Genomic DNA, 14,881 nt, shown 5'->3' with positions numbered 1-14,881 from the left:
CATCAAGATGTGTTGAGAATAGATTCTGGACTATTCTATAAAAAAATTGAAAAAATGCCCATTAATACGAAAATAAAAGCTGCAATATAATGCACCACGTTTAAGGGTATTTTGGTGGCAAATTTATTTCCGATATAGACAGCCGGTACATCCGCCAGTAACATTCCCAATGTGGTTCCAGCTATAACTAATAGCGGAGCACTATAATGAGCCGTTAGTGCAACAGTTGCAATTTGAGTTTTGTCTCCCATTTCAGCGAGAAAAAAGGTAATAAAAGTCGCGCCAAAGACTCCCAGGCTATGACCCAAATGGGTTTCATTTTCTTCAATTTTATCGGGTATTAGCGTCCAAATTGCCATACCAATAAACGATAGGCCGAGTATCCAGCGAAGAGTGGACGGATCTACCAGCATAGTAATCCACATTCCAACAGCTCCTGCCAGCCCATGATTAATTAAGGTTGCAATCAATATTCCAAGAATTATTGGAGCAGGTTGCTGGAACCGTGATGCTAATATCAAGGCAAGTAATTGAGTTTTATCGCCTATTTCAGCCAGAGCAACAACACCAATTGATACAAATAACGCTTCCATGTATAGGTTCTTATTGATTGAATATTCCTGATTATACGGGCATTTATTGATAAATGTGAAATACCAGGGACACAATGGTTCATTTACCGGATAAAATCTGAAAAGAGTATATAATTATAGTATTGTTCGGAGGTAATTAATCACCTTTTTATGGAGATGAGTATGATTAATCCAATGCATTATAAGCCTAAAGGCGATAAGGAAAACTCTGACTATTTTAATGAATATAAAACTAAAATTTATGAAAGACGTATCGCTACAGGGCTTGAGCAACTATTTGGTGATATGTGTGCTGTAGTAATTCAGGTACAAACGGGAGATGCGATTAAGTATTTAACCGAACTATACTCAATGACACCTTATCGTTATACAAAAAGTTACATCAGTGACACTCATAAAATATATTGTTTAACGAATACGAATAATTCGCCCGCACTCTTGGTTCTAGAACCGCTAGATCCGAATTTTAAGGATGATATTACTCGTTTTAATAAAATGTATCCCAACTCAAGAGAAAAATTTAATGCGCGCTATGTTGGGGAAATCTATCAATGCAAGGATAAAAAGGAAACCATAGGTATATTAGGTTCACATGGATTCAGATTTCATGATCCATCACTTACCGAGAACAAATTTTATAGCAATAAAAATATCATTTTTACTCGCATGTCCGATTTTACCTACAATAGCGTAGGATACATCGAAGGGTCCATTTTTGACCTGGATAATTTAGAACTTGGTCAGCGTTTTTATTTAACAAAAAATCAGGAAAAAATATTAAATCAGGCAGATCAGATAAGTCAGGATAATGGCACTAAAGGTCTGATTAAAGGTATTGACCATATGGCAACTCGAATCCTGGCGGGAGAAAGGGAAGATGCTATATTGGAGTTTTTATGTCTTTCCAAATATTATTTCTGGGGTGCCTATAATATCGCTGATATGAATTCTTCAACAAACGTCAACAGAATTCCACATGAAGATGATATTAGATCACCTGCCAAGGTGTTTACAGCAAATAACATATCATTTATGGTTAATTCTTTTCAAAATCTTCCCATGCCAACTGAGACTTTTGTACTTAATTATGGCAGAAGAATGCATCATATTGCCTATGAAGTTGTTGATGGTGATCATGTTTCAGGTAAAAAGAATATTGATTATGTCATTGATACCTTACGCGATCAGAATCACATCCAGTTTTTAGCACAGGTTTTCGGTGCATGCACTGACGCACCGGATTTAAAACAGATATTCTCGAAACATTCCCAATACTCACTGTTAATCACCGAGTATGTTGAACGATGTCATGGATTTGATGGGTTTTTCACAAAAGAGAATGTTGCCGCATTAACAGAAGCAGCAAGTCTTGATGAGACTCTTGCACAACATCATAAGAAGGAAAGCATTATTGGTGACTAGGGAATATATTAACTGGAGTAGCGAATTATGACGATTTGGAATAACCTGCTTATCTTATTTATCATGTTATTTGCTATGACTGTTGCACGAGCTGAAACTCAACTGGATTTAAATAATGAGGCTTGTGCGGCGCTTCAGAAAGCGGATAATGAATTGAATCAGGTGTATCAGAATATTTTAGCAAAATACAAAACAGATAAGGTATTTATTGACAAGTTTGTAAACGCGCAAAGAAAATGGATTGAATTTAAAGATGCTTACGTTGATTCAATGTATATTCCTGAATATCAAGATAATTATGGTTCTGTATTACCGATGTGTAAATGTTACTTTATTGAAAATATTACTGAAGCTCGCACCAAACAATTAAAAGTCTGGATTGATGGTGTAGAAGAAGGAGATGTGTGTACTGGCAGTGTAAATCAATAAATGAAAAATTGTTTGAACGTAGTGCTGAGGTATTTCCTCATAATGTATAACGGCGAGAATGTATTTACTTAAGTCTCAATAGTCAATGTAATTCCCGTCTTTGCGAGCAACGCGAAGCAATCCAGAACGGAGCCTTATTGAATAACAGCTCTGGATTGCTTCGCGTTGCTCGCAAAGACTGGTTTTTAAACTGAATGGTAGATAATTATCCCATCTGAAATTATGAGGGGATACCTCAGAACGTAGTAAAGGATCTCCAGACAGAGGCACATAGCCTGTATAAGGAGATCTCTCATTGCTTTCGAGATGACGGTTACCGGGGGTGTTGAGCGATTCGATATATAATGAAACACAGTTGAATTAACAGGTACTTATTTTGTTTTATAATGCCAAAATTTGGGTAGTGCATAACAGGACAAACCTACCCCGATAATACATAATATCCCACCTGAAATCAGAGCTGTGCTGATACCAAAGCCTGCTGCTACAAGTCCTGCTCGTGTGTCACCTAACCTTGGGCCGCTTAAGTAGCTTATCATTTCAATTCCAGCCAAGCGTCCTCTAAGCTCCGGAGGAATAGTATTATTCCATAAAGTACTTCTGAAAATACCGCTAATTGCGTCAAATGCACCCGACAAAGCGAGAAAAAGTACTGCCATCCATAATGAACTCGAAACACCAAAACCAATGATTGCAAGCCCCCAAAATGCAGCAGATATTGCAATGGCTTTTCCATCATGAGTAATTCTGGAGGTCCATCCACTTACAAAAGAAATAATCAGGGAACCTATTGCCGGTGCGGCATAAAGTAATCCAAGGGTTCTGGCTCCACCGTACGATTGTGCTATTGCAGGTAATAGAGCGTTAGGCATGGCAAAAACCATGGCAAAAAAATCGACGAAATAACTGCCGATTAATTCTTGACGACTGAATGCGAATGAAATTCCTTGCTTTAATGAGGAAAAAATCGACGGATGCTCCTGTTCTACTGGCTTAGGTATGCTGTGCATTAAACTCAAATTAATTATTGAGATAATAAAAGTGAATAAGTCAATAAGATAGGTAATGACGATTCCATATTGAGCAATGATGAGTCCAGCAATTGCGGGACCAACAATCATGCAAAAACTGAATTTGAAACTTCCAAGCGCACCTACATTTTTATAATCTTCCGGTTTGACTATTTGCTGTGTAATGCTGTCAAAAGCAGGGCGATGAAGACCTGTTATTGCGGACATCAGTGAAGCAACTATAAAGATAATAATTAAATCCGGAGTGCTGCTGTAGGAGTTCAATGCCAGACAACAACAGCCAACGGCAAGGAGTAATTCGCTAATAATCAGAAGAGCACGTCGGTTATACCGATCAGCAAATACGCCACCAACAAGAGCAGTAAATAATAAGGGAACGAGCTGAGCTAGACTTAAAAGTCCAACCATTAATGTAGATTCAGTGATGTGATAAATTTGATAGGGAAGTGCAACAAAGGTAATCATTGTTCCAATAAATGATATAAATTGTCCTAAATACAACAGTCTAAAATCGCGATTTCTTTTTAACAGCGATAAATCGATTAAATGGCTCATTTGAACAACCGTAAAGAATGGGAAGAGAATCAAATTGGGTACTCGGTGATTCTATGTTTTTTTTATAATTTTGTATAGAACATGTACTGATACTTTATATGATATTAAGATGTTCAACAATAGTCCTATTAGGCTGGGCTAATACGGTCTGGGAGAATAAACTTTAAGTTAATGAGGGCCGGGATTGATGGGATAATGCATGTCACCACAGTCAAGTGGGCACGGTTGGCGGGCGCTTAGGCACTCCAATGTAATGGTGTGTTCGGTTGCATTGGTATAGGCGGTATGAGGAAGGCGTCCATGTCTTTTGGGTTCTTTAGGCTCATGGCTCTCATCATTGAATGCGGGCTATTCGGGGGCAGTGTTATTTTGTTCTGCCTTCGAAGATTTGTCGTGTTGTTTCGTGGCCTTATCCCCTTTGCCAAAGAAAAGCCGCTTTAAATTGGATACGGTGATTTTATACTCGAAGCGTAAAGCACAAGAAATGGGGTTTTCTTTAATGACATTACTTTCTATAACTAGTATGGGCGCGAAGTTCGTTAGAAGTTCAGCGCCAATCTACCGTACCGGCAAGCTTTCGGCAGTTTTGTCCTGTGCAAAGTGGTTTTAAAAATCAAAAAAAGGTGACTCCTCATCAGAATGTAGATGATAACCGACATCATTAGAATGTGGATGATAACCGACATCATCAAAAGGAAATAGTGACCAGAAGTTATTCACATTAAAATTCTTCGTGGGATCTCCGAGCTGGCTATCCAGGTCGAGAGTGCTATCCTGGAGGTATTGCTCGGTATTGTTTTCTGAGCGAGATGAAAAAAAACAGACAGGATTGCTAAAAATCGGCGCAGGGGAATTATCTAAAACAGGTGTTGGTATTGGCGTCGAAGGGCCTTGAAAAAAAGAGGGAGCACTTGGAGAGGGTGTGCTCGAACTGGTGTTGTTAAAATTTGGCTTCGGAGGCGTTTCTTGTAAAATTAAGTCAACAATTTGTTCGGCACTCAATCCTTTGTTTTTCCATTGTTGGTGATTTTTTTTCAGGTTGCGAAAGCACTGTTTTGATTGACAGATCAAGGCCACAATTTGATCGGCTGTAAAATGAAAACTGGAAAAGACAGGAAAATACTCTTTAACGAGCGCAAGATTTTTAGAACCACCCTTATGAGATACCATACGGACAATTTGTTCGGCATTAAATCCCATGTTTTTAAGGTCGTCATGGTTGTCTGTGACGGCCTTCAAATTCAGAGATCCGCCATCGTGAGATACCATACGGACAATTTGTTCGGCATTAAATTCCCGGTCTTTAAGGACGTCATGGTATTTTTTGACGGCCTTCAAATTCAGCGATCCGCCACCGTGAGATACTATACTGACAATTTGTTCGACATTAAATTTCCGCTCTCTAAGGGCGTCATGGTATTTTTTGACGGCCTTCAAATTCAGAGATCCGCCATCGTGAGATACCATACGGACAATTTGTTCGGTATTAAATCCTCGGTCTTTAAGGGCGTCATGGTATTTTTTGACGGCCTTCAAATTTAGAGATCCGCCACCGTTAGATACCATACTGACAATTTGTTCGGCATTAAATCCCATGTTTTTAAGGTCGTCATGGTTGTCTGTGACGGCCTTCAAATTCTTTGAGCCACCGTTATTAGATACCATACTGACAATTTGTTCGGCATTAAATCCCATGTTTTTAAGGTCGTCATGGTTGTCTGTGACGGCCTTCAAATTCTTTGAGCCGCCACCGTGAGATACCATACGGACAATTTGTTCGGCATTAAATCCCATGTTTTTAAGGTCGTCATGGTTGTCTGTAACAGCTTTCAAATTCTTTGAGCCACCGTTATGAGATACCATACGGACAATTTGTTCGACATTAAATCCCATGTTTTGAAGGTCGTCATGGTTGGCTGTGACAGCCTTCAAATTGTTTGCGCCACCAGCATGGGATACCATGCGGATAATTTGCTGTGATGAAAAGCCCATCTCTTTGAGTTTTGCATAGCATGACAGTACGGCTATAAGATTGTTTCCTCCGCCGTTGCGAGCCGCAATTTTAATTAGCTCCTTGTGCCCCAGCCCATCAGGAGAGATGAGGTTCAACAGTTCCTCGTGTTTACAGAGCAGTTGCTGAACAGCGGATGTTCTGCCTTTATATAAAATCAGTCGTTCGATTTGCTTTTTTGTGTAATTTAGACTTAGCAACGAATCAGACCTTGTTTGGTAGAACTCTTCGTCTATGTTGTATTTTGTTAGCCTATCGGCCAGGGATAATTTATTGTTCTGGCTATTGGCGCGCCTGGATTTGGTATTGGCTGGTTCTTTGGATGGAGGACCTGACATTTCCTTACGGCTTGTTCGTTTCCTCGCATTCGCCGAGGCTGGGCTTGATTTGCTCGAATACGAGGAGCTGGCCTGTGAGTTATCATTAGTAGCATCATGCGTAAAAACAGTTTCGTCGTCAAATAAATGGAGCGGGATAGCAAAGTTCAATTCAAGATCTGGCATAATTTACTCGATATGTCCTTAAATGTAATTTAATGTTTGTATTTTAAGCCAAAAAGATTAAGAAACTATTAATAAAACGAGCGAGCCAGGCAAAGTTAAGAACTATGTAGAGCAATCCATTAATAATCTGTTCTTAATGAAGTAGGTTCTAAGGATTTAATTCCTATAAATATTGAAACACAGCTGTAAATCATTTACAGCTGTGTTTCAATCAGAAGCGACATTAGGATGAATTTTAATTAACGGTTGCGAGTGGTTGAGGAACAACTCCAAGTATATTTAATACGAGCAGGACTACAAATATAACGATAAACAGGAAAAAGAGTACCTTCGCAATTCCTGTTGCAGTAGAAGCAACTCCTCTAAAACCAAATAAACCTGCAATTATTGCAATGATGAGAAATATGAGTGCCCAGGTCAACATAACTAACTCCTTGTTTTTCAATAAATTCATTGATTATGACGAATAATTTTACTACTGGCTTAAGTATAGACCCTTATCAGGTACTTTTTTTGAATCGTGTCGCTTCATGAAGAGGTCTGGATTAGTTTAATCTATTTATCCTTGTCAGAGGATCTGGCTCGATAAATTCCAGGTTATTGAGTCTGTTCGCTGAGAAGACTGTTTCAGTATTTGTTTTTCTAATAACCGTTATTAATTGTATTAATATTGTAAAAAAATTATTATTTATCAATTAATTGAGCATTGTTAATCTACCAGTATTCGATTTGCATGATTCTTACTTCTTTACAATGCCTATTCGATTATTGATATATTTTTTACATTGTGATAGATTTTCGGCTAGTTATTGGTGTTCTGTTCTATAGGTTTATTAATTACATCAATAAATTAATAAAGAATTTTCAGGAGATTGATATACATTCTTTAATTAGACATAAACCTCGTTTTGTTCTTTTTCGAGCCACGTTAAAACTCCTTCAACTTAATGAGAGAGTGCAATGAGAATTATGATGGTACTCGATAGTTATCCTCCTGATTTAAATGGTGGTGCCTATTTTACTCATCGTTTAGCGCAATCCCTTCAGGACAGAGGGCATGAAGTTCTAGTCATTTGCCCGTCAAGAACATTCCGCCAAAATTATGGTGAATATCATGGGGTTAGATTGTATCGAGTTCGTTCATGGCCCATTCTTCTTTATAAAAATTTTCGGGTGTGTTGGCCTGTTTTTATTAAAAAAGGGATACAAAAGGCAATAGCGGATTACAATCCTGAGGTGATGCATATCCAGGGAAAATTTTTTCTAGGTTCTATTTGTCATCGTATTTGTTTAAGTATGGGTATTCCCATGCTTGCTACCAATCATTTTATGCCTGAAAATTTCTTTCACTATACTTATTTGCCAAAACGGTTTGAGAGTTGGTTTCACAGCATGTGTTGGAAGAACATTGTTGCCATGCTGTCTACTGTTGATGTAGTCACAACACCAACTAAAACTGCAGTAAAACTTCTGGAGCAAACGCAGTTAAAAAAAGAAATTTATCCAGTTTCCTGCGGAATCGATTTACAGAAATTCAAACCGGCACAAGATGCCGATTTCTTGCGCCAGCAATTTAATATACCCGTTAAACCCACGCTTCTTTATACTGGTCGACTGGATAAAGAAAAGAATCTTTTTGTTGTTATTCATGCTTTTTATCAGGCTGTTCAACAACTTGATTGTCATTTGGTATTAACCGGTAATGGGACAGAGAAAAAACGACTGGAATATTTGGCGAAGGAACTGAATATTTCCCAGCATATAACCTTTACAGGCTATTTAGCCGATGATGATTACCCCAAAATTTATGGACTGGCTGATTGTTTTGTTCATGCGGGTACTGCTGAGTTACAGAGTATTGTTGCTTTGGAAGCGATAGCCTCAGGCCTTCCTTTACTGGGGGCAAATGCTATGGCTCTGCCTGAATTGATCAAGCACGGTGTCAATGGGTATCTTTTTAGACCTGATGATACGAATACACTCAGCAGATATATGATTGAATTGCTTGAAAATACGGATAAGTGTCGCGAGATGGGGATGGAAAGCAGAACACTGTCTTTAACTCATGATATTGGTAACACAGCAATACAATATGAACAACTTTATCAGCGGATTTGTAAAAAATGAAAAATGTAGCGATTTCTTATGGTTCATTATTTCAGGAACGACGTTATGTGCAGGGACTCGTTAGTGGTTTTTGTGTCCTGATCCTAAGCTTTATCGTAGCCAATTTTGCCGGAACTTATGCTACTGAAGTTGCGGGAAATAGTGTTAATGATTTAATCCTGAGTAATCTGAATGTCCGTGATGTAACGTTTATCCATGTGTATGCTAGCATGTTATTTTGGTTTATATTTTCATTCTATCTTCTACTTCGTCCCGAAACACTCCCCTTTGTTACAAAAACTGCGGCCTTATTTATCCTTGTACGAAGTGTCTTTATAAGTCTTACCCATTTAGGGGCGCCTGCGAATAATCTCACGATACCCGATAATTTCACTAATTTTTTTCTGTTTAACGGTGATCTGTTTTTTTCTGGCCACGTTGGTGGACCATTTTTACTTCTTCTGATGTTCTGGAGTAACACGTTAATTCGCTATATCTGCGGCAGTGCCAGTCTATTTTTTTCATACACCGTTCTTGTTGGTCACATCCATTACAGTATTGATGTGTTTGCGGCTCCGTTCATTACTTATGGAATCTATCAATTAAGTCGTTATTTTTTCGCCAGGGATTATGATTTTTTTGAAAAAAATCATATTGCTTATCAATGACCAATTTTTTAAGAGGGATAGTCTATGCCTGCCATAAAAATCACAGGAACTGGTAATTACTTACCTTTAAAGACAGTAATGTCTACTGAACTGGATGAGCGCTTGGGATTGTCTCCGGGTACCGTAGAAAAAAAGTCGGGACTAATTTCCAGACACTTCGCGTCTCCTGAAGAAACAACATCTTATATGGGTGCAAAGGCAGCATTAGAAGCCATAAAACAGGCAGGGATTAATTTAAGTGATATCGACGCCATCATCAGCGCCAGTGGAGTAGGGGAACAACCTATTCCTTGCACCGCGGCGTTAATTCAAAAACAATTGGGTCTTGAGGAATCGGGAATTAGCTGTTTTGATATCAACAGCACGTGTTTAAGTTTCATTACAGCCCTGGATATTGCTTCTTATCTAATCGAGGGTGGTCGTTTTAAGCGAATATTAATTGTTTCAAGCGACATCGCTTCCTCAGGTATTAACTGGGGGGATATGGAAACCTGCACCATTTTTGGTGATGGAGCTGCGGCTTGTCTGGTAGAGCAAAGTGATGGTTCCCATCGTATTTTAAGTTCACATTTCATCACAAACAGCAGTGGGTCTACCTATTGTCAGGTAAAAGCGGGCGGAACTCGGATCCCACCAATGCAATCCTGTCATGATCCACTCTCTGGTTTGTTTTACATGGATGGTAAAAAAGTATTTAAATTAGCCAGTAAGTTAGTAGGGCAGATGACCGATGAATTAATGGCAAAAGCTGGTGTTACAATGGCTGATATTCACTGGGTTGTCCCTCATCAAGCCAGTTTGCTTGCGATGCATCATATTCGAAAACGACTTAATATTCCTGAGCATAAATTTGTAGATATATATTCTCGACATGGTAATCAAATAGCCGCCTCAATACCTACGGTATTGAATCATTTAGTACGTTCTAAAAAAATTCAACGAGGTGAACTGGTTTTTTTACTGGGCACAGGCGCCGGCTTGAGCGCAGGTGGAATTATTCTGGAGTATTGATATGCGTTGTGTAGTAACAGGAAGTACTGGATGTCTTGGAATGAATCTAACGCGACGTTTGCTCGATCAAGGTCATGATGTCATCGCGTTGGGACGAAATAAAGTGTTAGGCAACGTACTCAATCAAATGGGTGCAAAATTTATTGCTCTGGATTTGCAACAAGGAGATTCCCTTAAAACCATAACACGAAATACGGATGTAATTTTTCATTGTGCTGCGCTATCCAGTCCGTGGGGATCCTATAAGGATTTTTACGAAGCAAATGTATTGGCTACCCAACATGTAATTGAAGCGACACCATCTGAGACACGGCTTGTCTATGTTTCTTCGCCCAGTATCTACTTTGATTTTAACCATCGTCATGATATTAAAGAAAATACACAATTACCTGAAACTCCAGCAAATCATTATGTGAGGACAAAATTATTAGCTGAGGCTGTAATAGATGAAGCGTATAAAACAAAAGAACTCAAGGTGATTACTTTACGTCCAAGAGCTATTTTTGGACCTTATGATCGCTCAATCATCCCGCGCATATTAAAATCGGAAAAAAACGGTGTGCTGCCCATTATAGGTACTGGTGAAAACCTGATCGATATCACTTATGTGGATAATGTGGTGGATGGTTTGATTCTGGCGTCCCAAGCTGATCCCAAATTTTATGGAAAGAAATATAATATAACCAATGGTGAACCAAAAACGTTAATCGCCATACTTGAACTCCTGTTTAGTGCCTTACAAAAACCATTAAATACTCGAAGGATCTCCTATTCAAAGGCGCGGACATTTGCCCAATGCCTTGAATTAGTTTATGGCCTTCCTTTCATAAAAAAAGAACCGCCTTTAACCCGCTACAGTGCGGGAGTCCTTCATTATGGCCAGACATTAAATATTGATGCGGCGATCAGGGATTTAAATTACAGTCCCAAAGTAAGCATTGAACAAGGCATCGAGTTGTATACAAAATGGTGTAATTCATTATGATTGAATACCGATTATTTGAAGCCGGTTATTGCCGTCACTGCGAGCGAATGACCTTAAAAAGCGGGCGTTTGAAACAGTCCGAGTATCCAGCACTCTGTGCTCTGATAAAACATCCTCATCATGGTTATATTTTATTTGATACAGGATACAGTGATCGTTTTTTTCATTTAACAAAAAAATTCCCCTTCTCTCTGTATCGTCATTTAACACCTGTAGTGTTACAAAAGTCTTTAAAAGAGCAGCTGTTACAACACAATATTCAGCCTGAAGAAATCAATTATATCGTAATTTCTCATTTTCATGCGGATCATATTGGCGGAATAATTGATTTTCCTAATGCGCGATATATTTGTCATCCTGCTGCAATTGAGGATATTAAGAATAAAAAAGGAATAAGGGCGTTATTACAAGGCTTTTTACCGAAACTCTTGCCTGATGATTTTTATCAACGTTTAATCGTGTTAAACGATGAAATCCCTCTTACTCCCAGTCTTTTACCTTTTACTTCTGGTTTCGACCTCTTCGATGATGGTTTACTTATTGCAATAAGCTTACCTGGTCATGCAAAAGGCCAAATTGGTTTGTATTTTAACTCATTAAAAGAGACTTTTTTAGTTGCTGACAGTTGTTGGCATCAAGAAACATTTAAAGAGCTGGATTATCCCTCAGAGTTGACCTATCTAATACACCACGATAAAAAGGAATACCTTCAAACCATTAAAAATTTGCATTCTTTAAGCAAAACAAATAAGGAAATAGACATCATTCCATCTCATTGCAAGAAAATCGCTGTAACCTTAAAAGGTAATTCTAAATGATATTTCGGATTGTGTATTACTATTTTAAAACATTGATCTTACAGCGGTCTTTTAAATCAAGAGAGCAACTTCTTCGTTACCAACAAAAAAAATTTAAGGCACTGGTAAAAAACACATTATCAAAATCGCCATTCTATAAAGAATATTTGGATAAACCCTTTGAGCAATGGCCTATTATTAATAAAAAAATAATGATGGAACATTTTGATTCAATCAATACCGCCGGGATCAAAATGAATGATGCACTCAATCTTGCTCTAAAAGCAGAACAGTCACGCGACTTTACAGCCCTGATTGATAACATTGCAGTAGGTTTGTCATCAGGTACAACCAGTCAACGAGGTCTGTTTCTTGTAAGCAGCAAGGAGCGCAGCATGTGGGCGGGGATATTGTTGGCAAAAGTCCTCCCATCAGGTTTGAAGACACATGAACGTATCGCTTTTTTCCTGAGGGCAAATAATAAACTCTATATGACGCTTAACAAAAGCAAGAAAATTCAATTCACTTTTTTTGATTTACTTGAGGATTTTGATACTCAAATCGAGCGACTAAACGCGCTACAGCCAACTATTCTGTCTGCGCCAGCCAGTGTTTTAGTTGCATTATCAAAACAAATTAATCGACTGACCATATCACCTAAAAAAATATATTCAGTAGCAGAAGTTCTTGATAAATACGATGAAGCCATCATTCAAAATGCCTTCAAGTGTGAAGTATCTCAAGTGTATCAATGCACGGAAGGGTTTCTTGCTGTAAGCGATAAACGAACAAATCGTTTAACCATGAATGAAGAATTTTTAATCATAGAAAAAGAATGGTTGGATGAACATCGCTTTATCCCAATTATTACTGATTTGTTACGTACTACTCAGCCCATGATTCGATATCGACTGGATGATGTGTTGATTGATGATCAATCGGGGCATCTATTTACCCAGTTATCCGCAATTGAAGGACGTGTGGGAGATATTTGTTATGGCGTGAAAGAAGACAAAGTCATTCCGGTTTTTGCTGATATAATAAGACAACAAATGGCTAGTTTTCATTTCATTTTTGATGATTATCGAATTATACAGCGTGGGTTGAATGATTTTAATATACAAACTCTTCCAGAGCTAAAAGAGAAAGAAGCGCTTATCCTTCATCTGAATCAATTGTTTCTATCAAAAAATTGTACACCTCCTGTCTGGACTTGGAGTCAGTTCGTACACAACCCCAAAGGAGTGAAGACTCGTCGCATACAATGTTTGCTTGATGTTAAGCCTCTTATGAGTGTGTAAAATACATCAGCGTACAGTACAGAAATTAATATTATTATGGAGTACCCCTTATGCCTACCGTACATTATCGGGATGCTGTAAATGAAAGTATCGAAAGTATCAATTCGTTACCTTTATGTGAAGCAAAATATTATTTATGGTTAATTGTTAAATCACTTCAAAATAAAGAAACAGAATTAAACTACCTGTTTTTGAAAGAACTTAATCGTTTGAGTTCCAGTTTGGGTAATTTAATACAGCAAATCGATGACCCTGAACAGATAAAACAACAGATTATTAACACCATGCATCATTTCAATCACATGGTTAATTTATCTCAAACCAGAACTCTAAACATACAAATCGCTTATCTTATTATTAATGTTGGCTCCACCTGTCTAGCAATATTAACAGGAATTATTGGTGGTTTAATTGGTGGCGTTGCGGGACTTGCGAGAGGACTGTGGAATTTTGGTAATCCGCTCAGTTATTTTTTGCTAGGCATTTTAACTGGTTTTTTGATTGGCGCGGCAATTGGATTCAGATTACCCAAAAAAATATTGATGGATGATTTAACGCGTAAATTGAAATTTTGCATGGATGGCATCGGTGAGTGCATACAAAGTATAGAACGACAGATGATCAAGCCATTAGCCGTATATCAAGATAAAGTAAAAAACATGCTCTTGGAGCAGTATTTCGATGGAAATGAAGAATTATATCAGCGCTTTATTTCGCAAAGTACCCTGAAATACACCATTTTAACTTTTAGCGCGTTATTTGTGGGTACTACTCTTAAGGGGTATTTGGGAAATCATGCGTGCATTATTATAAACATTGACGAGAACAAGACGCCAATTCAAATTGAATTTACCAATGGTCCTTCCGATTTATCTCAAGTTCCAACTCAATTAGAACACCGTACGGTTAGTGGATCACAAATTTTTGATATGCTCGTTTTACATGAACAACTTCAAGAGACCAATCCCTGTGATTTGACGTTTACTTTTACGAAAGCCAAGCCGGGAGATAATGATTGTTTTACCTACATCAATAAAGTATTAAAAGGAACAAACCAGGCCGCGACTGAGCTGAAGCGATTTACCGAACAGGAAACCTGGGTTGGCAAGAATATTGTTGGCTATTCCATAATGAATCTTAGTCTATTCAGCCACAAGGAGCTGACAACAGAGAACATGGATTCTGGTAACCATCATTCACTCAAATACTGCTAAGTAACTACTATTTAATAAGATTATAGAGCTGGCTCAGATCGGGTTAATCACCTCATAATTTATAACACCGAAAATGTATTTATTTAAATCTCAAGGGTCAATTTAATACTCGTCTTTGCGAGCAACGCGAAGCAATCCAGAACTGAGCCTTATTGGAACTGTATTCTGGATTACTTCACTTCGTTCGTAAAGACGACAGTTTATGCTGATTGGTAGATAATTATCCTCTTTGCGAACAAAGTGATGAGATTTCCT

The 14,881-nt window shown here is 38.1% G+C and carries 13 protein-coding genes; 9 read left to right on the top strand and 4 right to left on the bottom strand.

Features of this window, described 5'->3' with window-relative positions; translation table 11 throughout:
- Positions 1-35: 35 nt before the first annotated feature.
- The gene (locus Lqua_RS06300) at positions 36-593 is read right to left on the bottom strand and encodes a TMEM165/GDT1 family protein (RefSeq protein WP_058473426.1); all 558 of its coding nucleotides are present in this window, start codon (positions 591-593) and stop codon (positions 36-38) included.
- A 162-nt stretch (positions 594-755) separates the two neighbouring features.
- Between Lqua_RS06300 and Lqua_RS06295 the strand changes: the two genes are divergently transcribed.
- Both Lqua_RS06295 and Lqua_RS06290 read left to right on the top strand, forming a co-directional pair.
- Positions 756-2,015, top strand: a complete 1,260-nt coding sequence (locus Lqua_RS06295) for a hypothetical protein (RefSeq protein ID WP_058473425.1) — start codon at positions 756-758, stop codon at positions 2,013-2,015.
- Positions 2,016-2,042: 27 nt separating this feature from the next.
- The gene (locus Lqua_RS06290) at positions 2,043-2,444 is read left to right on the top strand and encodes a lysozyme inhibitor LprI family protein (RefSeq protein ID WP_065240150.1); all 402 of its coding nucleotides are present in this window, start codon (positions 2,043-2,045) and stop codon (positions 2,442-2,444) included.
- Between the two features lie 371 nt (positions 2,445-2,815).
- On the opposite strand, the gene Lqua_RS06285 is transcribed toward Lqua_RS06290, so the two are convergent.
- From Lqua_RS06285 to Lqua_RS06275, 3 genes are all read right to left on the bottom strand, one after another.
- Complete coding sequence (locus Lqua_RS06285; RefSeq protein WP_058473423.1) at positions 2,816-4,030, bottom strand: MFS transporter; 1,215 nt, start codon at positions 4,028-4,030, stop codon at positions 2,816-2,818.
- Positions 4,031-4,636: 606 nt separating this feature from the next.
- Entirely contained in the window at positions 4,637-6,544 is a 1,908-nt protein-coding gene (locus Lqua_RS06280; protein WP_058473422.1) for a hypothetical protein, read from the bottom strand.
- Between the two features lie 235 nt (positions 6,545-6,779).
- Complete coding sequence (locus Lqua_RS06275) at positions 6,780-6,968, bottom strand: DUF1328 domain-containing protein (RefSeq protein ID WP_058473421.1); 189 nt, start codon at positions 6,966-6,968, stop codon at positions 6,780-6,782.
- Between the two features lie 545 nt (positions 6,969-7,513).
- Between Lqua_RS06275 and Lqua_RS06270 the strand changes: the two genes are divergently transcribed.
- From Lqua_RS06270 to Lqua_RS06240, 7 genes are read left to right on the top strand one after another with little or no spacing between them, the layout of a single operon-like run.
- A complete protein-coding gene (locus tag Lqua_RS06270) occupies positions 7,514-8,671 on the top strand; it encodes a glycosyltransferase (RefSeq protein WP_238585539.1) in 1,158 nt (385 codons plus the stop codon).
- A complete protein-coding gene (locus Lqua_RS06265) occupies positions 8,668-9,318 on the top strand; it encodes a phosphatase PAP2-related protein (RefSeq protein ID WP_058473419.1) in 651 nt (216 codons plus the stop codon). Before Lqua_RS06270 ends, Lqua_RS06265 begins: the two co-directional genes overlap by 4 nt.
- Positions 9,319-9,342: 24 nt before the next feature.
- Positions 9,343-10,329 (top strand): beta-ketoacyl-ACP synthase III, encoded by a 987-nt coding sequence (locus Lqua_RS06260; protein ID WP_058473418.1) that lies wholly within the window; start codon positions 9,343-9,345, stop codon positions 10,327-10,329.
- 1 nt (position 10,330) lies between these two features.
- The gene (locus Lqua_RS06255; RefSeq protein ID WP_058473417.1) at positions 10,331-11,314 is read left to right on the top strand and encodes an NAD-dependent epimerase/dehydratase family protein; all 984 of its coding nucleotides are present in this window, start codon (positions 10,331-10,333) and stop codon (positions 11,312-11,314) included.
- The gene (locus Lqua_RS06250) at positions 11,311-12,132 is read left to right on the top strand and encodes an MBL fold metallo-hydrolase (protein WP_058473416.1); all 822 of its coding nucleotides are present in this window, start codon (positions 11,311-11,313) and stop codon (positions 12,130-12,132) included. Before Lqua_RS06255 ends, Lqua_RS06250 begins: the two co-directional genes overlap by 4 nt.
- A complete protein-coding gene (locus tag Lqua_RS06245; RefSeq protein WP_058473415.1) occupies positions 12,129-13,412 on the top strand; it encodes a F390 synthetase-related protein in 1,284 nt (427 codons plus the stop codon). Before Lqua_RS06250 ends, Lqua_RS06245 begins: the two co-directional genes overlap by 4 nt.
- Positions 13,413-13,462: 50 nt before the next feature.
- Entirely contained in the window at positions 13,463-14,626 is a 1,164-nt protein-coding gene (locus tag Lqua_RS06240; RefSeq protein WP_058473414.1) for a hypothetical protein, read from the top strand.
- Positions 14,627-14,881: the final 255 nt, after the last annotated feature.

The sequence above is a fragment of the Legionella quateirensis genome, from assembly GCF_001467955.1.
In the GTDB taxonomy this organism is placed as follows: domain Bacteria; phylum Pseudomonadota; class Gammaproteobacteria; order Legionellales; family Legionellaceae; genus Legionella; species Legionella quateirensis.
This window is presented reverse-complemented; position numbering and strand designations above follow the sequence as displayed.